Origin of the sequence: Pontibacter vulgaris (assembly GCF_022758145.1) — a bacterium.
Lineage (GTDB): Bacteria > Bacteroidota > Bacteroidia > Cytophagales > Hymenobacteraceae > Pontibacter > Pontibacter vulgaris.
This window is the reverse complement of sequence record NZ_JAJVDH010000002.1, coordinates 477,951-493,671: the sequence shown is the minus strand read 5'-3', so window position 1 is coordinate 493,671 and position 15,721 is coordinate 477,951. Positions and strand designations below refer to the sequence as shown.

The following is a 15,721-nucleotide window of genomic DNA, read 5'->3' as shown; positions in this document are numbered from 1 at the left end:
TTTATTAAGCTACAATCAGATATGACGGAAGAAATTCAGTTTTACCTCAGCGAAGCAGAGGAGTCGATGCAAAAAACAGTGCAGCACACAAATGCCGAACTGCTTAAGATACGTGCCGGTAAGGCATCTCCTGCTATGGTAGAAGACCTTCGTGTAGATTATTACGGCACACCAACTCCTGTTGCACAGGTGGCAAACATTACAACTCCGGATGCCCGTACACTCATGATCAAACCATGGGAGAAGAATATGGTAGGTGAAATTGGTAAAGCCATTAAAAACAGCGACCTGAACCTGAACCCGTTGGTAGAAGCCGATGGCATACGCCTGAACATTCCGCCACTTACTGAAGAGCGTCGCCGCGACCTGGTAAAGCAGGTTAAAAACGAAACTGAAAGCGGTAAAATCGGTATCCGTAACATCCGCAAAGATGTAAACGATTCACTGAGAAAACTGCAGAAAGAAGGTACTTCTGAAGATGCCGTTCGCGATGCTGAAGCTAAAGTACAGAAAATGACAGATGCTTATATCGTGAAGATAGATGAGCTGCTTGTTAAGAAAGAAGCAGAGATCATGACCATCTAAGCCTATACTTAAGTATAAAATACAGGACAATAGACATAAGACTTTTGTTCTGAAGTATAAAAAAGAAGCCCTGTAATTAAGTTTACAGGGCTTCTTTTTTAGTAAGTATTTAGTAAGTAGACGAGTCTTATGGCAACATCACTGATACAACTTGTGTACTCTTATGTAATCCGCCACTTCATCAGGCACGAGGTATTTTATACTTTTCTCCTGCTTTATACAGTCTCTTATAAAGGTAGCTGAAATATCAAGGATAGGCGCTTTCACAAAAGAAACATTAGGCAGGTGCGTAATCTCGGAAGTAAGCGAGCCAGACCGCGGGTACACGTATACTTTGTGGTACTCCAAGATGCGCTCATAATTTTTCCACTTCGGAAAGCTAGCCAGATTGTCCTCCCCCATTATCAGCACAAACTCATAACTCGGGTACTTTTCCTGCAAATACGTTAGCGTATCTATCGTATAGCTTGGCTTGGGCATACTGAACTCGATATTGGAAACGCCCAGATGGGGGTTGTCGGCAATTGCCAACGATACCATGTGCAGGCGATCAAATTCGTGCAGCAGCGTGTTGCTTGGCTTAAACGGGTTTTGTGGCGACACAACCAGCCACACCGTATCCAGATCGGTGTTGGTAGCCATAAAATTGGCCAGTATCAGGTGCCCGATGTGGATAGGATTAAAAGAGCCGAACAGCAGCCCTACCTTCATACTATGGCCGGCTCTGCGTTCAGAAACTCTTCTACAAGCTTTTCTGCTTTAGCGCAGGCGTCCTGCAGGTTGTCGTTCACGATCACTTCATCAAACTGGTCCTCAAACTTCATTTCAAACTCTGCTTTAAAAACACGGCTTGAAATGCTGGAGGCTGAATCAGTGGCGCGGGCTGTAAGTCTTTTTGCCAGTTCTTCCACTGATGGTGGCTTAACAAAAACAGCAAGTGCTCTTTCTTTATAAAAGTGTTTTATACTTAAACCACCTTTTACATCTACATCTAAAATAGCATGTTTCCCGCTTTTCCAGATGCGCTCTATCTCTGATTTGAGCGTGCCGTAAAAGGCACCTTCATATACTTCTTCCCACTCTACAAATTCATCGGCTTCGATCTTTTGCTTAAAGTCTTCGGGTGTTATAAAGTAATAATCTTTTCCGTTTTCCTCAGTGCGGCCGCGCTTATCGCGGGTGCAGGCCGAAATAGAGAAGGCCAGCTTAGGATTTACCTGTAAGAGGTGTTTTACAATAGTTGTTTTACCAGCGCCAGACGGGGCCGAAAAGATGATAATTTTACCTTGCATCAGGGGTTATACAGTTTCTTGGATCTTCGCTTTGATGGATAGAGCTAAACGCTCCGGCACTATCACGCGCTTAAGGTGGCCACTGATGAGGCCTTTAAGTAGCTTTTGCTTTTGATGGCTTTCAAAGCAGGTAACACAGTCTTCGATGTGTTTGGTAAAAAACTCGCTCTGATCGGATGTTGCTTCGCCGTCAATTACTATATCCAGTAAATTGGCTACCTTCTCACAATCAGTCTCGTGGCTGTCTTCCGACGCTTGTTGCTGATACACTTCTGTAAATTTAGATTCCATCTTAGCTCAAACTCTTAAATTCTCTAACTATTATAACCCATGGTTTTGGCATACTTTTCCAACTTCTCTTTCAACGAGTTTCGTGCGCGGTGCAGCCTGGATCTTACAGTACCAATCGGGATGTCCAGGATCTTGGCCATCTCTTCATAGGTAAATCCTTCCAGGTCGCAAAGTATAATAACGGTTCTAAAATCTACCGGAAGCGCGTTCAGGGCACTGGCAACTTCATCGCCAATCAGATCCTGCACACTTTCTGAGCGCATATCAGTGGTAGTTGTTACTCCACCTTCGCCTTCAACATCATCCGAGTTATAATAACCCTCTACCTCGCTATAGTCTACCTTCGCAGGCTGCTTGCTCTTTTTTCGAAATTCGTTAATGAACGAGTTCTTCAGGATTCGAAACAGCCATGCTTTTGCATTAGTTCCTTGCTCGAAGTAATCGAAAAAGCGATAAGCCTTTAAATAAGTTTCCTGTACGAGGTCGTTAGCGTCATCTTCGTCTAAGGTGAGGCGGTAGGCAAAATTGTACAGAGGATCCAGTACGGGCAATAATTCGGCCTCGAACCGTGCATCTTTTTCCTCTTTACTCAGCTGTTTACCTGTTTCTTCGCTCATCTGACTTAAATTTGTACCTTTATAAAGCCTTTTATCGCGTATTATACGCAAATATAGAAATTTTAATTACATACCTTGCTTGCAGCTTTTGGGTTGCAGCCTCGCTGCCAACCACTAGTTTTCAAGTAAAGCTCCCTACGCCACCTTATACTTTGCTTAGTATACGGCCGGCTCGCGCTGCTAAACAGGCTTTTACATCCTATTTATAAATATGGCAGCCACCAGCCGCTTATGGTTTGGGCGTTTTTGCTATTACTGCTCTAAGTATACCTTTGTTGTGGTTTATAGCGGGTTTCTGCTCTTACGCCACAGTAAGCCCGTTTTTGGAGCTGAAAACTTGCACCATTTTATACTTACTGCACATTTCCTGAAACCAGGCAGGCAAAGTATAGGCTGGTAAAAAATTGTAGCTAATATTATTGTACTTTTGTGCCCTGATAGCCGCTGATTGTATATGCAAGGAGTTACTGCCATTATTATTTGTAAAAACGAGTCTCAGAATATTGCCGCGGCCATCGAGTCGGTGCTGTGGGCAAACGAGGTGCTTATAGTTGATTCTTTCAGCACAGATAATACCCTGGAAATTGCCGTTAAGTATCCGGTAAAAATTTTGCAGCATGTTTTTGAAAATTATTCAGCACAGCGTAATTGGGCCACAACCCAGGCAGCCAATAACTGGGTGCTGATGCTGGATGCCGATGAGCGCGTTACCCCGGAGCTAAGCCAGGAAATTTTACAGTTACTTCAAAACACGCCGGCACACCATGCTTATGAGATCTTCCGGAAAAATTATTTTATGGGAGAACGTGTGCGTTTCAGTGGCTGGCAAAACGATGGCGTGGTGCGGCTTTTTAACAGAGAGCACTGCCGCTACTCCGATAAGTTTGTACATGAAGAACTGGTTGTACCCGGCCATATAGGCAAACTGAAGTATAAAATCATACATTATACTTACAAAGACCTGGCGCAGTACCTTGATAAATGGAATAGCTATAGTTGGCTTTCGGCCCGCGATAAGGCGGCACGCACCAAAAATGTAACACTCTTCCATCTGGCTGTAAAACCACTGGTGCGTTTTCTGAAGCAGTACTTTCTTAAGCTGGGCATTTTAGATGGTAAGGTTGGTTTTACGATCGCGTTTCTGGCTGCCTCCAGTGTTTTTATGCGCTATCTTAAAATCTGGAGAATAAGGGAAGAAAACCTGAAACTGGACTAAGCATGCGTGTACTTCATCTGATTTCTGAAAAGTCGTGGCGTGGTGGCGAGCAGCAGGCCGCATTCCTGATAGAAGAACTTGCCAGACAGCATGTAGAAAGTTTTGTGGCTTGCCGGCCGGGCTCTGCTTTCGAAAAATACTGCCAGCAACGTAATGTACCTTACATAGCGCTTTCGTTTTCTAAGCTTGCTGTTTTAGCTACTGCCCAAAAGCTTAAGAAGTATGTAAATGAGCACCAGGTGCAGCTTATACACATGCACTCCAGCCTGGCGCATACTTTAGGCGTTGCGACACATGTGCTTGGCGCCAAAGCGGGGCTTATACTCAGCCGGCGCGTAGAATTCAGCATCGGCAAAAATCCGTTTTCGCTTTTCAAGTATAACTATAAAGGCATCAGGCGAATAATCTGCGTATCGGATTGCGTGCGCGACCTGATGGCAAAAAATGTAAACGATCCTGCTAAATGCGTAACCGTTCACAGCGGCATCGACATGAACAGATTTAAATCTGTAAAAAAGGGGGCTACAAATTTTCTGCACACTAAGTATAACATTGCACCCGGTAACCTGCTCATTGGCAACGTATCAGCCATAGATAAGCACAAAGATTATTATACTTTCCTGCAGACGGCCAAACTCTTAAAAGAGCAAGGTATAAAAGCTAGTTATTTTGCTATTGGCACCGGCTCCCTGGAAGAGGAAATTAAAGCGTATGCAGTAGAACTGGGCCTGCAACAGGATGTAATTTTTACTGGTTTTATAAAAAATATTGACCAGGCACTACCCGAACTTGACCTGTTCTTGTTTACAACTATAAAAGAAGGCCTTGGCACAGCTGTACTTGATGCTTTTGCCTGCCAGGTACCTGTTGTTGCATCAAATGTTGGAGGCATACCGGAAATGGTTAAAGATGGCGTAACCGGTTTTCTGGCCGCGCCTCAGCACCCCAAGGAATTTGCAGCACAAGCGCTAAAAATCATACATAACCCTGAACTGCGCAATACTTTTGTAGCTAATGCCTCTGCCAGCTTAACTCGCTTTACAAGTACACATACTGCCCTGGAAACCCTGAAAATATACAAACAGGTGATCTTAGAATAGCAGTTCACGCTTTCACATAATTGCACTTTAGTTATTCAGACTATCCTTTTTAAAAGTTTACCGTACAGCATATTGCCTTTATTGCGCAGTATGTAAACCTATCAAAAGCGCATTATCTAAAGGTTATCATCTGCAAACCTGTATAACATAGCGCATGCGAGCCATTTTTCTTCTTGTTCTTCTTCTGAAGGGAGTACCGCTATTCTCGCAGCAATATAATTTCCGGAGCTGGACCTTAGAAGATGGGCTTCCGCAATCGCAAGTAAATGATGTAATACAGGACAAGAAAGGGCAACTATGGCTGGCTACCCGCGGAGGCGTAAGTCGTTTTAATGGTGCCGAATTTTATAGCTACACAAAGCATCATGGCCTTAAAAGCAATAATATCCAGTGCCTTCTCCAGGATCGCAAAGGCCATATATGGATAGGAACCTACGACCAGGGCATCAGCAGCTATAATGGGTATAAATTTACAAACTATACTTTACCGGCTGGAAGTATAAACGACTTATCGGAAGATGGAATCGGGCAAATATGGGCCGCAACAGACAGTGGCTTATTTTACCTCGATGACAACGCTTTTATAAAGTATAATGAGTTGCCAACGCAGGTTTATACTTCCGTGATTTGTGCTCCGCAAACCGAGCTGTGGGTGGGCAGTAAAGATAAAGGCCTTTACCATATCAGCCAATCGGGCACCATATCTCTTAATACACAAAACAGCGCGCTGCCGCACAATACCATTACTACGCTCATGCAAATTAAGAATGGCGAAGTATGGGTAGGCACTGCTGCAGGAGTAGCGTTAGTTAACAACTTAACACTTAAACAGCTGCCATTGCCTGCCAATATAGCAACGCCATGGGTTACTACATTGGCGCAGGACAACGATAACATCATTTGGTTAGGCACTCAGAAGAACGGGATTTTAAAGTATGATGGTAACAGCTTTACACATTTAACCCGCCAAAGCGGCCTCCGGACAAACAACATCAATGTTTTAGCTACCGACCAAGAAGGCAACATCTGGATTGGTACAAATGGCTACGGGCTGCAACAGTATAAAAGCCCATGGTTTGTTCATTATTTTGAGCTGGACAACATACAGGAACCACGTATAACCGGGCTTGCTAAAGATGCTATTGACCGTATCTGGCTGGGCACCGACGATGGGCATGCCGGGTACATGCAAGATGGCAAGATAAACTGGCTGAAAACCAACCTATGGCCAGTAGGTACTTCCCTTTACGGCATGTGGGCCAAAAACAAAGATGAAGTATGGGTATGCACCAGCCAGGGAGTATGGCAATTAAAACCTGAAAACACAGTTCATTATACTTCAAAAAACGGGCTGCCAGCTGACGAGGTATACTATTGCGCCCCCGATACTGCCGGAAATTTATGGTTTGCTACTGCTAAAGGTTTATCCTGTTTGCGCAATGGCCGGTTTGTAAACTATACTTCTGTAGCCGGCAATGCATTGGGCGCTATGGCTGTTATATTTAAGGATAGTAAAAGCAGGTTGTGGTTTGGAGGCCAGCAGGGCATTTTCCAGTTTGTAAACGGAAGTATAAAACCAGCTGCTACACTTCAGAAGTATGGCTTTAAAGACATCACTACTATAACTGAAGACCAGCAGGGCACTTTATACTTTGGCGGGTTTAATTACGGCATTATGGCCACCCATGCTAAATGGAAAAAACCGAAAGTAATTACCAGCGCAGCAGGACTGCCAAATGAAGGTGTTACAAGCCTGTTTGCCGATAAAAGTAACAACCTTTGGATAGGTACCAGCCGCTACGTTTTAAAACTGGACCTGGCAGAACTACATCAAGGCAAAAAACTTACCTTCCGCTCTTTCGACTCAAACGATGGATTTAAAGGAATGGAAGTTTGCAACAATGCCATAACACAAACCAAAGATGGCACTATATGGTTTGGCACAGTTAAAGGCCTTAGCAAGTACCTGCCCCACCTCGACAAGCAAAACAGAGTTTACCCAAACCCGGTAATAACCGATATCAGGCTTTTTTTTAAACCCGTAAACTGGCAAAAATCAGGGCATAAGTTTGATTCTGTGAGTGGTCTGCCTAACGATCTGGAACTGCCATACTTCCAGAATCATATCACTTTCAATTTTCATGGAATTTCTCTTACCAACCCGGATATGGTAAAGTACCGCTACCGGTTAAAAGGCCATGAAGAGCAATGGTCGCCGGTTACGCCACAATCTTTTGCTACTTATGCCAGCCTAACGCCCGGCGATTATACTTTCCAGCTGCTTGCACAAAACGGTGATGGCTACTGGACTCCGCACCCGCTTAACTATTCTTTCTCTATAACACCGCCTATATGGCAACGGGAGTGGTTTGTGGGCATGGTATTATTACTAGTGGCGCTTGCAGCCATAAGTATAGTGCGCCTGCGCGAACGCAATCTTGTAAAAACAAATGCCCTGCTCGAGATGCGCGTACGCCATCGCACCCAATTGCTGGAAGAAAAAAACCGAGAGAAAGAAATTCTGATTAAGGAAATCCACCATCGTGTAAAGAATAATCTCCAGATCGTGATTAGTATGCTTAACCTGCAGGCGCGAAGTATAACAGACCCGCTGGCCCTGGAAGTTATGCGCTCCATCCGCAGCCGCGTACGTTCTATGGCCATTCTGCACGAACATTTATACCAACATGAAGACCTGTCTCACATAGACCTGGATGATTACTTCCGGGGAATTTGCGAGAGCCTTTATGCTTCTTATGGCATTACCACAAAACAGGTAACCATGCAGCTTAATATTCCGCCTATCAAAATGGATATAGATTCAGCCATAACACTGGGCCTTATCGTAAATGAATTAGTATCGAATGCACTGAAGTATGCATTTCAGGGGCGCGATGGGTTACTTACTCTTGAACTGCAACAACAGGATAATCAGCAATATACATTAACAGTTTCGGATAACGGCATTGGTATACCTCCCGATGCAGAACAGCACCAGGAAAAGTCTTTTGGTTTGCGGTTGGTTAGTTCGCTTGCCAAAAAGCTTAACGGGAGCTTCAGTTTTCACAGCAATAAAATAAATGGTACAAAATCAATAATTGTTTTTGTTTTACCACCTTAATTATTAATTTCACGTATTAACCTAATGCTATGACAAAACCAAAAATCCTTATTTCGGAGGATGAGATAATCATCGCTGAAGACCTTGCGGCTAGCTTGGAAGAGTTAGGTTATCAGACGTGTGCGATAGATACCGGCGAGGATACCATTGATATGATCCGGGAAACGCAGCCCGATCTTGTGTTGCTGGATATTAACCTGCGTGGTAAAGCAGATGGAATTGAAATAGGTTCGCGTATAAAAGCTGAATTCGGGATTCCGTTTATTTACCTGACCGCCTACGCTGATAAAGCAACCATAGACAGAGCAAAAAAAACTGAGCCCGATGGGTTCCTGGTTAAACCTTTCGATGATAAAAACCTGCGTTCAGCTATAGAAATAGCGCTTTACAAACACGACAGCCATCGCCTTGAAGGCAAAGACCCTGAAGAGAACCCGCAACCCAACAACCATAATAACCACAACGGCAACCATAAAGACGAGGTAGCTACTGACTATATTTTTGTGAAGGTAAAGCACCGGATCATTAAAGTGCATTACAACGAGATATTATGGGTAGAGGCTTATGATAACTACTCTTTTATAGTTACCGCCGACCAGAAATACCTGGTAAGCTCTACTTTAAAGGACATGGAAAGCAAACTGCCACCGCAAAATTTTGTGCGTGTTCATAGGTCTTACATAGCTAACCTGGATAAGATAGAGGCCCTGGAAGAAAATTCAGTTGTATTCTCAAAAGGCGATATCCCGATCGGAAAATCCTATAAGAAAACACTCATGTCGCGCTTTAATATTATATAATTAAACAGCTACGCTAACTTAACTTATACTTTATACAAATAAAAAAGCCGATGCAGAGCACCGGCTTTTCGTGTTATTATACTTTAAGTATAGCTTAGTATCTGTAATACTCTGGCTTGTATGGTCCTTCAACCTCTACGCCAATGTAGCTTGCCTGCTCCGGAGTAAGTTCTTCCAGAACAACACCAATTTTAGCAAGGTGCAAACGGGCAACTTTCTCATCCAGGTGTTTAGGCAAAGTATAAACCTGGTTCTCGTAAGCATCTGTGTTTGTCCAAAGCTCAATCTGTGCCAATGTCTGGTTAGAGAAAGAGTTAGACATTACAAAAGACGGGTGGCCGGTAGCGCAACCAAGGTTTACAAGGCGGCCTTCTGCCAGTACAATGATATCCTTACCATCGATGTTGTAAAGATCAACCTGTGGTTTTACAGTATCTTTTGTATGGCCATAGTTATCGTTCAGCCAAGCCATATCGATCTCGTTGTCGAAGTGACCGATGTTACAAACGATCGCTTTATCCTTCATGCCTCTGAAGTGCTCACCTCTGATGATATCGCAGTTACCAGTAGCAGTAACTATAATATCAGCTTCTTTTACAGCATCAGCCATTTTTTTAACAGCAAAGCCGTCCATAGCAGCCTGAAGCGCGCAAATAGGATCGATCTCGGTAACGATAACGCGTGCACCAGCGCCACGAAGCGAAGCAGCAGAACCTTTGCCTACATCACCGTAACCAGCAACAACCGCAACTTTACCAGCCATCATCACATCTGTAGCACGACGGATCGCATCTACCAATGATTCTTTACAGCCATACTTATTATCGAACTTAGACTTGGTAACAGAGTCGTTTACGTTGATAGCAGGCATTGGCAGTGTACCGTTTTTCACACGCTCGTACAGGCGGTGAACACCAGTAGTAGTTTCCTCAGAAAGGCCTTTGATAGCAGGCGCTAGTTCAGGATATTTATCAAGAACCATGTTGGTCAGGTCACCACCATCGTCCAGGATCATGTTCAAAGGCTGGCGGTCTTCGCCAAAGAATAAAGTCTGCTCAATGCACCAGTCAAATTCTTCCGCGTTCATACCTTTCCAGGCATAAACAGAGATACCGGCAGCAGCAATAGCAGCGGCAGCATGATCCTGCGTGGAGAAAATGTTGCACGAAGACCAGGTAACCTCAGCACCCAGTTCTACCAGCGTTTCAATTAAAACGGCAGTCTGGATTGTCATGTGAAGGCAACCTGCAATGCGGGCACCTGCCAGCGGCTTGCTTGGGCCATACTCCTCACGGATAGCCATCAAACCCGGCATTTCGGCCTCAGCCAGTTTTATCTCTTTGCGGCCCCACTCAGCCAGCGAAATGTCTTTTACTTTGTACTTCAACTGTGTATCAATCATCTTTTCTATTTTTTTCTGATGAAAACACAAAATTACACATTTTGTTGTTCATCTTCAACTATAAGCAGCCAGACTGTCTGTTAAGTTCCTGCGGCTCAGAGTATGTATGGTCATACTTTAGTTAAAGGCAAAAACCCATGCGTAAGCACGGGCTTTTCTAAAGTATAATCAATTATTTATTTACTATTATCTCTGCACCAAGACTGTTGTTATTGCCAGAAGGCGGTGCTACAAAGCCTTTTGCAAACACAGTATAAATTTTACCACTAGTAAGCGCCACATTAGGTAATGGCAGCACTACTGTATTTGTGCCCGCCAGGCGCACTTCCAGGTTATAGGTTCCGGCATCTACAGGCGTAAAGGCACTGGCGCTTTTGAAAGCAGCATTACTGAATAATACCGGGCCATTTGTTACGGCTACATCCACGGCAGGCGCGTCGGGTGACAGATGTACAAAACGAACATGCGCTTTGCCTGATGCCGGGCTGCTCAGGTTATCTTCCAGCACTACAGCGGTTATATTGCTCAGGCGGTCGGCGGCAAAGATGGTATAATCCTTATCACTGTCAATATCGAGGTTTGCATTTATAACTGAAGTAGATGTACCTGCGGCATTTACTTTAATATTACGGTTGCCCTCCTGTACCTGCAGGTAACCTGTGTTGTTCGGGTAAGCCAGGGCAGCCGTATTTACTTTAGTATTATCTATCAGCAGGTCAACGCCCGGGGCATCCGGGGAAGCATGTACCACCATTACCTGTGCTGTATCTGGTAATGCATCGCCGTCGTCATCATCATCGTCGCAACTTGTAAAAGTCAAAGCAGGCAGTACCAATAAGAGCAATAGTTTCATCCACTTGTTCATAGCATTTAATTGTTTAGTTATTACTAATTGATTTAAACACTATCAGAACAGCCTGAGTCACAACTTGTTTAATGTTTATTAAAAATTATTAAACAATATTATTCCTGCTGCTCTTTTACAGAACACGTATCTTTGCAACGGCAACTACCAAGTGGCTCAGCTAACTATAAAGCATTTATGCGAATTTTTACAGAACAGGAGAAACAGTTTATGCAGGCCCACGCCCTGAGCGATGTGGCTACGCTGATGCTACAGGCCAAACGTTTCCCAAACCTGCCTGTTGCCGAACTTGCCAAACAAATACAGGCACGCCAGAAAGCCACTTCCAAGTTACCTACCTGGGTTACTAATCCGGATGTTATTTTTCCTGTCACACTTTCAGTAGAGCAAAGTTCCTCTGAAGTTACAGCTGCTTATAAAGCTTCGCTTGTATCCGGTGAGTTGCTGATAGATTTGACCGGCGGATTTGGGGTAGATAGTTTCTATTTCTCAAAGCGTTTTAGTAAGGTAATTCATGTAGAGCAGAACCAGGAACTGTCTGAAATTGCGGCTTATAACTTTGAATTACTGGGAGCAACAAACATCGAAACTATTAACAAAACGGCAGAAGACTTTTTAACCGGCTTTGCAGGAATGGCCGATGTAATTTATTTAGACCCGGCTCGGCGCGGCGAGCACCATGAGAAAGTGCATTTGCTAAAAGATTGCGAACCTGATGTACTTAACCTATTGCCTGTACTTCTGGCAAAATCCAAAAGCGTTCTGCTGAAAACTTCGCCCATGCTGGATATTGACTTGGCTATAGCGCAATTAGCAACAGTAGCAAACGTGTGGGTAGTAGCCGTACAGAACGAATGCAAAGAGGTTTTATACCTGCTTACGTCTACCCCACCCGAAGATACCGAACGCGAAGCCGTTAACATACTTGCTAACGGACAGGTGCAGCAACTACACTTTAACGCACAGCAGGAAGAGCAGGCAAAGGCAGAATTTTCGGAACCACTTAATTTTATATACGAACCCAACGCTGCCATACTTAAAGCAGGTGCTTACCGCTACCTGGCTCAGTACCTGAATCTGGGCAAACTGCACCCTAACAGCCATCTTTATACTTCGCAAACGTTGTTAGCCGATTTTCCGGGCAGATCGTTTCGTTGTTTGCAGGTAACCCGTTACAACAAAAAAGAACTGTTGCCATTACTTCCTCACAAAAAAGCGAACATTACAGTCCGTAACTTTCCGGAGTCTGTAGCTGATATCCGGAAGAAGACAGGTATAAAAGAGGGAGGCAACATTTACTTATTCTTCACAACCACCAGAAGCCAGAAGCCGGTGGTGTTGGTTTGCGAGAAAGTATAAGCTCTGTTTCAATCAATTCTTATCAATTTATTCTTTTTTTCTGCTCTTCCTTTCTTGCTATTATGCAGCGCCATACCCAACTACATTCTTCTAAGCAAGGCCTTCAATTAACTATTGCTCAATCACATACACCCTTTGTTATACTTTCATAAAGCTATATAACAATTAATAATTTATAACGGAATAACAACATATCTTGCTCCAGTTATAGCACTTAATTTATTAACCATCAGGCTTATGAACCGTAAAAATGTGGGTGGCCGGCTAATGCAGCAGGCTTTATGTTACACTAAAATTGTAAGCTATGAAAAGTAATAATGAGAAAAACCAGAATCAGAACCAGCGTTCGGGTAACCAGAATCAATCGTCGCAACAGCAGGGTTCTAATATTCAAAATAAAGCCGCTTCTTCGCAAGGCAGCACTTCAGCCTCTGATATGAGCGGAAGTAACATGAGCGGCCGCTCACAAGGCCAGACCCAGAATAAAAATCAATCGCAAGTACAAGGTCAGGGCCAGACTCAAAATAAAAACCAATCACAGGGCCGTGGCTGGCATGGCGATCCGCAGGGACATGCTGAAGCAGGTAGTCAGAGTCATAAAAAGAGTGGCAGTTCCTCATCAAGCGAATCGTCCTCTTCTACAAGTAACAGAGGCTCTGGCAACCAGGGTTCTAACAGAGGACAGAATTCATAATTAAAATAATTTTTGCACAACCTGAAAAGCCCGTAGCTATTTGTTACGGGCTTTTTATTGCCCGCTTATACCCTGCCGGCTCAAAACCGTTTAATAATAAAGTATAACCAAACTTTAAAGCTATGAAACAGGAGAAGGATAAGCGCAACCAGCATCATGCTTCGGAAAGCGACCCGCAAAAGTCGATGGAAGCTGGCAAGAAAGGAGGCGCCCCGGCATCGCAGGTTAGGAACCAGGTAAATGCCGGTAATACCCAGAATCAGGCCGGAAGCAAAAACCCAGGCCGCAAAACCGATTAACAACTAAGATAAAACCAGCTACTATGAAAAGCGAGAAACAAGATAAAGGCCAGCAGAAAAAAAGCGACCTGACAGATACTTCTAAAAGAGACAAATCTGATATTTCTAACAGCCTTGCCCGTGATGCAAAGGGCGACAAAGGAGTAAATAACTATACCCCGCAGAACCGCACCGATAACGAGCAAAAAGAACAGAAGAAAAAAGGCAACTTATAAAATATAATTTCTGACGCCACGGCCACAGCAGATTTGTTGTGGCCGTGGCTTTTTTACAACTACAGAAATTATCTCCCGGAAATACGCTTATATTGGCAGAATAAACGAATAAGAGGGTAGCTTTAAACTTACAGCAAGTATAAATTGCCCTGCGTTTTCGCTACCAACTAACAATTTGCATGAAAGACCTGAAGAAATATTACATCATTCCGGCCTCGCCTGAGGAAGTATACCTTGCACTTACCAACCCTTTAACTATACAACTTTGGTCTGGCGATAAGGCTGAAATGTCTACAGAGCCGGGCTCTGAGTTTTCATTGTTCGATGGAAGTATAGTTGGCAAGAACCTGGAGTTTGAAGAAGGTAAAAAGCTGGTGCAGGAATGGTATTTCGGGGAGCAGCAGGAGCCATCAATCGTTACCATAAAGTTGCATCCGCACAAGCAAGGCACCTCAGCAGAGCTACGCCAGACCAATATCCCGGATCAGGATTTTGAGGACATTACCGAAGGCTGGAACGATGCCTACTTTGGCGCTCTCATTGAGTTTTACGAGGAGTAAAGTATAGGTTTTTTATACTTTACTCGATTTTGGCAAAGTATAAAACCTACTATTTAAGCAAGGTTTTCAGCTCAGCATCCAGTCGTCGGTTCCAGCGCTCCTGCGCCAGTTCATCCAGGCCGTGGCGGGTTTCAGCATCGTATTGTTCCTGCAGGTGGTTCATCTCCCTGAACGACTCGATATACTTGTACTGAATGATGCTGTTATAATCAGAGATGGTTAAGCTATCGGGCTTTATCTTTTGCTTGAAACGCTCAGCTACAAGTTTTGCAATTTCGAAATGCCGTTGCTCGTGGTTCAGGCTATAGGGGTTGCGGGCATCTGCCTTTACCCACGATGAGCTTTGCAGCACAAATACTTTCATTAATAAATTGAGGTGCACAATTCCTTCGGATACTTCGCTCCTGCCCTCGTAAGCAAAGCCTGGCATTACGGCCGCCGCATACTTACTTGGTTTAGTTGGGTAGCCTTTAAAATCAGCCCACACAAGCGGACGCTTTAAAGTATAAAATACAGTGTCGTCCTCAGCTGTGCTTTTATAATCCGTAAAAGTCACTTTTATACTTTTGGCCAGTTTCTCGTTATGGCCTGCTTCCTGGTTCATCCAGGTATTCAGGTATACCAGTGCATTCCCCAACGATTTCCGCAGAGCAGGCTCTACAACATTTAACTGGTTAGCAGACCGAACATACCTGGCGCCGCCTTTATACTCGACCAAAGGAATTGTTTCGCCATCGCGGTTTAGCTCAAAAGCCATCGTTACTACAATCCGGCCTTCTATGCGTCCGTTAGTTCCAGGTGCTTCTGTTACAAGGGCCTCTTTCAGGCGTATCACAACCGGGCGCAAGGTTGTATTACTGCGCAGGCTTTGCTGTAAAAACTGGCTAATAGCGGCATGCCCACCACCCTGCAAATCTACCGGTATGGCTTTCGTAGCCTGCTGCGGGGTTGTAGCTACCGGAATCAGATAGGCAACTGCCTTGCGGTTGGTGCGCGCATCTATCACATTGGCAATGTAAAATTCTTTGGGTGTGAAAGGCAAAGCTTCGTTGCGGAGTACCAGGGTCTCGGGGTTTGCAACTGGTTTGCCTGCCGCAAAAAGCAAAACAAGCAGCGGCAAAGTTACTAATACCCAGAAGCTGAATTTCCTGAAAAAACGCATGGTAAAATGGCTTTTCCGGGTCTGGTACTTATGTATAGGCTTAAGATTCATGAGCAGGGAGTAGCAACGCCCGGGCAACTTAATTCTGCCGTTTTCCGGGGGCTGTTCTGTAAACAACGCTGCTCGTTTTTCGGTTCGTAAAT

18 protein-coding genes are annotated in these 15,721 nt (G+C 44.2%); 11 read left to right on the top strand and 7 right to left on the bottom strand.

Translation table 11 applies throughout. From position 1 onward, the window contains the following. Nucleotides 1–21 precede the first annotated feature (21 nt). A complete protein-coding gene (gene frr, locus LWP20_RS03195; protein ID WP_242926667.1) occupies nt 22–585 on the top strand; it encodes a ribosome recycling factor in 564 nt (187 codons plus the stop codon). A 138-nt stretch (nt 586–723) separates the two neighbouring features. Here frr and nadD read toward each other — a convergent pair whose 3' ends face one another. Genes nadD through LWP20_RS03175 form a run of 4 tightly spaced genes read right to left on the bottom strand, consistent with a single transcriptional unit; the run spans nt 724 to nt 2,785 of the window. Next, the gene (nadD, locus tag LWP20_RS03190; RefSeq protein ID WP_242926666.1) at nt 724–1,296 is read right to left on the bottom strand and encodes a nicotinate (nicotinamide) nucleotide adenylyltransferase; all 573 of its coding nucleotides are present in this window, start codon (nt 1,294–1,296) and stop codon (nt 724–726) included. Continuing rightward, nucleotides 1,293–1,877: a guanylate kinase gene (gene gmk, locus LWP20_RS03185; protein WP_242926665.1), complete on the bottom strand. Its 585-nt coding sequence runs from the start codon at nt 1,875–1,877 to the stop codon at nt 1,293–1,295. The genes nadD and gmk overlap by 4 nt, the downstream gene beginning before the upstream one ends. A 6-nt stretch (nt 1,878–1,883) precedes the next feature. After that, on the bottom strand, nt 1,884–2,168 hold the full coding sequence (locus LWP20_RS03180) for a hypothetical protein (protein ID WP_242926664.1): 285 nt from the start codon (nt 2,166–2,168) through the stop codon (nt 1,884–1,886). A 23-nt stretch (nt 2,169–2,191) separates the two neighbouring features. After that, complete coding sequence (locus tag LWP20_RS03175; RefSeq protein ID WP_242926663.1) at nt 2,192–2,785, bottom strand: sigma-70 family RNA polymerase sigma factor; 594 nt, start codon at nt 2,783–2,785, stop codon at nt 2,192–2,194. 211 nt (nt 2,786–2,996) lie between these two features. Here LWP20_RS03175 and LWP20_RS03170 point away from each other — a divergent pair, with 211 nt between their 5' ends. From LWP20_RS03170 to LWP20_RS03150, 5 genes are all read left to right on the top strand, one after another. Beyond that, nucleotides 2,997–3,185 (top strand): hypothetical protein, encoded by a 189-nt coding sequence (locus LWP20_RS03170; RefSeq protein ID WP_242926662.1) that lies wholly within the window; start codon nt 2,997–2,999, stop codon nt 3,183–3,185. A gap of 54 nt (nt 3,186–3,239) precedes the next feature. Beyond that, nucleotides 3,240–4,001, top strand: a complete 762-nt coding sequence (locus LWP20_RS03165) for a glycosyltransferase family 2 protein (protein ID WP_242926661.1) — start codon at nt 3,240–3,242, stop codon at nt 3,999–4,001. A 2-nt stretch (nt 4,002–4,003) separates the two neighbouring features. Then, the gene (locus LWP20_RS03160) at nt 4,004–5,101 is read left to right on the top strand and encodes a glycosyltransferase family 4 protein (protein ID WP_242926660.1); all 1,098 of its coding nucleotides are present in this window, start codon (nt 4,004–4,006) and stop codon (nt 5,099–5,101) included. A 154-nt stretch (nt 5,102–5,255) separates the two neighbouring features. Beyond that, nucleotides 5,256–8,222 (top strand): two-component regulator propeller domain-containing protein, encoded by a 2,967-nt coding sequence (locus LWP20_RS03155; RefSeq protein ID WP_242926659.1) that lies wholly within the window; start codon nt 5,256–5,258, stop codon nt 8,220–8,222. A gap of 29 nt (nt 8,223–8,251) precedes the next feature. Then, nucleotides 8,252–9,022, top strand: coding sequence for a LytR/AlgR family response regulator transcription factor (locus LWP20_RS03150; RefSeq protein WP_242926658.1), 771 nt, complete (start codon nt 8,252–8,254; stop codon nt 9,020–9,022). Between the two features lie 94 nt (nt 9,023–9,116). Here LWP20_RS03150 and ahcY read toward each other — a convergent pair whose 3' ends face one another. Together ahcY and LWP20_RS03140 are read right to left on the bottom strand one after the other, a co-directional pair. Beyond that, nucleotides 9,117–10,424, bottom strand: coding sequence for an adenosylhomocysteinase (ahcY, locus tag LWP20_RS03145; protein ID WP_242926657.1), 1,308 nt, complete (start codon nt 10,422–10,424; stop codon nt 9,117–9,119). Between the two features lie 172 nt (nt 10,425–10,596). Further along, nucleotides 10,597–11,289, bottom strand: a complete 693-nt coding sequence (locus LWP20_RS03140; protein ID WP_242926656.1) for a DUF4397 domain-containing protein — start codon at nt 11,287–11,289, stop codon at nt 10,597–10,599. A 177-nt stretch (nt 11,290–11,466) separates the two neighbouring features. Between LWP20_RS03140 and LWP20_RS03135 the strand changes: the two genes are divergently transcribed. From LWP20_RS03135 to LWP20_RS03115, 5 genes are all read left to right on the top strand, one after another. Continuing rightward, nucleotides 11,467–12,648 (top strand): THUMP-like domain-containing protein, encoded by a 1,182-nt coding sequence (locus LWP20_RS03135; RefSeq protein ID WP_242926655.1) that lies wholly within the window; start codon nt 11,467–11,469, stop codon nt 12,646–12,648. A 304-nt stretch (nt 12,649–12,952) separates the two neighbouring features. Then, on the top strand, nt 12,953–13,342 hold the full coding sequence (locus LWP20_RS03130; RefSeq protein ID WP_242926654.1) for a hypothetical protein: 390 nt from the start codon (nt 12,953–12,955) through the stop codon (nt 13,340–13,342). A 122-nt stretch (nt 13,343–13,464) separates the two neighbouring features. Beyond that, nucleotides 13,465–13,641, top strand: coding sequence for a hypothetical protein (locus LWP20_RS03125; protein WP_242926653.1), 177 nt, complete (start codon nt 13,465–13,467; stop codon nt 13,639–13,641). 23 nt (nt 13,642–13,664) lie between these two features. Then, nucleotides 13,665–13,856, top strand: coding sequence for a hypothetical protein (locus LWP20_RS03120; RefSeq protein WP_242926652.1), 192 nt, complete (start codon nt 13,665–13,667; stop codon nt 13,854–13,856). 179 nt (nt 13,857–14,035) lie between these two features. Then, nucleotides 14,036–14,416, top strand: a complete 381-nt coding sequence (locus LWP20_RS03115) for an SRPBCC domain-containing protein (protein ID WP_242926651.1) — start codon at nt 14,036–14,038, stop codon at nt 14,414–14,416. A gap of 49 nt (nt 14,417–14,465) precedes the next feature. Here LWP20_RS03115 and LWP20_RS03110 read toward each other — a convergent pair whose 3' ends face one another. After that, on the bottom strand, nt 14,466–15,629 hold the full coding sequence (locus LWP20_RS03110; protein ID WP_242926650.1) for a hypothetical protein: 1,164 nt from the start codon (nt 15,627–15,629) through the stop codon (nt 14,466–14,468). Nucleotides 15,630–15,721: the final 92 nt, after the last annotated feature.

What these genes read in the sequence shown, in the direction of transcription:
- LWP20_RS03175 (WP_242926663.1), bottom strand. Translation starts at nt 2,785, where the DNA reads ATGAGCGAAGAAACAGGTAAACAGCTGAGTAAAGAGGAAAAAGATGCA.
- nadD (WP_242926666.1), bottom strand. Translation starts at nt 1,296, where the DNA reads ATGAAGGTAGGGCTGCTGTTCGGCTCTTTTAATCCTATCCACATCGGG.
- LWP20_RS03140 (WP_242926656.1), bottom strand. Translation starts at nt 11,289, where the DNA reads ATGAACAAGTGGATGAAACTATTGCTCTTATTGGTACTGCCTGCTTTG.
- LWP20_RS03170 (WP_242926662.1), top strand. Translation starts at nt 2,997, where the DNA reads ATGGCAGCCACCAGCCGCTTATGGTTTGGGCGTTTTTGCTATTACTGC.
- LWP20_RS03150 (WP_242926658.1), top strand. Translation starts at nt 8,252, where the DNA reads ATGACAAAACCAAAAATCCTTATTTCGGAGGATGAGATAATCATCGCT.
- LWP20_RS03135 (WP_242926655.1), top strand. Translation starts at nt 11,467, where the DNA reads ATGCGAATTTTTACAGAACAGGAGAAACAGTTTATGCAGGCCCACGCC.
- ahcY (WP_242926657.1), bottom strand. Translation starts at nt 10,424, where the DNA reads ATGATTGATACACAGTTGAAGTACAAAGTAAAAGACATTTCGCTGGCT.
- gmk (WP_242926665.1), bottom strand. Translation starts at nt 1,877, where the DNA reads ATGCAAGGTAAAATTATCATCTTTTCGGCCCCGTCTGGCGCTGGTAAA.
- LWP20_RS03165 (WP_242926661.1), top strand. Translation starts at nt 3,240, where the DNA reads ATGCAAGGAGTTACTGCCATTATTATTTGTAAAAACGAGTCTCAGAAT.
- LWP20_RS03120 (WP_242926652.1), top strand. Translation starts at nt 13,665, where the DNA reads ATGAAAAGCGAGAAACAAGATAAAGGCCAGCAGAAAAAAAGCGACCTG.
- LWP20_RS03115 (WP_242926651.1), top strand. Translation starts at nt 14,036, where the DNA reads ATGAAAGACCTGAAGAAATATTACATCATTCCGGCCTCGCCTGAGGAA.
- LWP20_RS03130 (WP_242926654.1), top strand. Translation starts at nt 12,953, where the DNA reads ATGAAAAGTAATAATGAGAAAAACCAGAATCAGAACCAGCGTTCGGGT.
- LWP20_RS03125 (WP_242926653.1), top strand. Translation starts at nt 13,465, where the DNA reads ATGAAACAGGAGAAGGATAAGCGCAACCAGCATCATGCTTCGGAAAGC.
- LWP20_RS03160 (WP_242926660.1), top strand. Translation starts at nt 4,004, where the DNA reads ATGCGTGTACTTCATCTGATTTCTGAAAAGTCGTGGCGTGGTGGCGAG.
- LWP20_RS03110 (WP_242926650.1), bottom strand. Translation starts at nt 15,629, where the DNA reads ATGAATCTTAAGCCTATACATAAGTACCAGACCCGGAAAAGCCATTTT.
- LWP20_RS03180 (WP_242926664.1), bottom strand. Translation starts at nt 2,168, where the DNA reads ATGGAATCTAAATTTACAGAAGTGTATCAGCAACAAGCGTCGGAAGAC.
- frr (WP_242926667.1), top strand. Translation starts at nt 22, where the DNA reads ATGACGGAAGAAATTCAGTTTTACCTCAGCGAAGCAGAGGAGTCGATG.
- LWP20_RS03155 (WP_242926659.1), top strand. Translation starts at nt 5,256, where the DNA reads ATGCGAGCCATTTTTCTTCTTGTTCTTCTTCTGAAGGGAGTACCGCTA.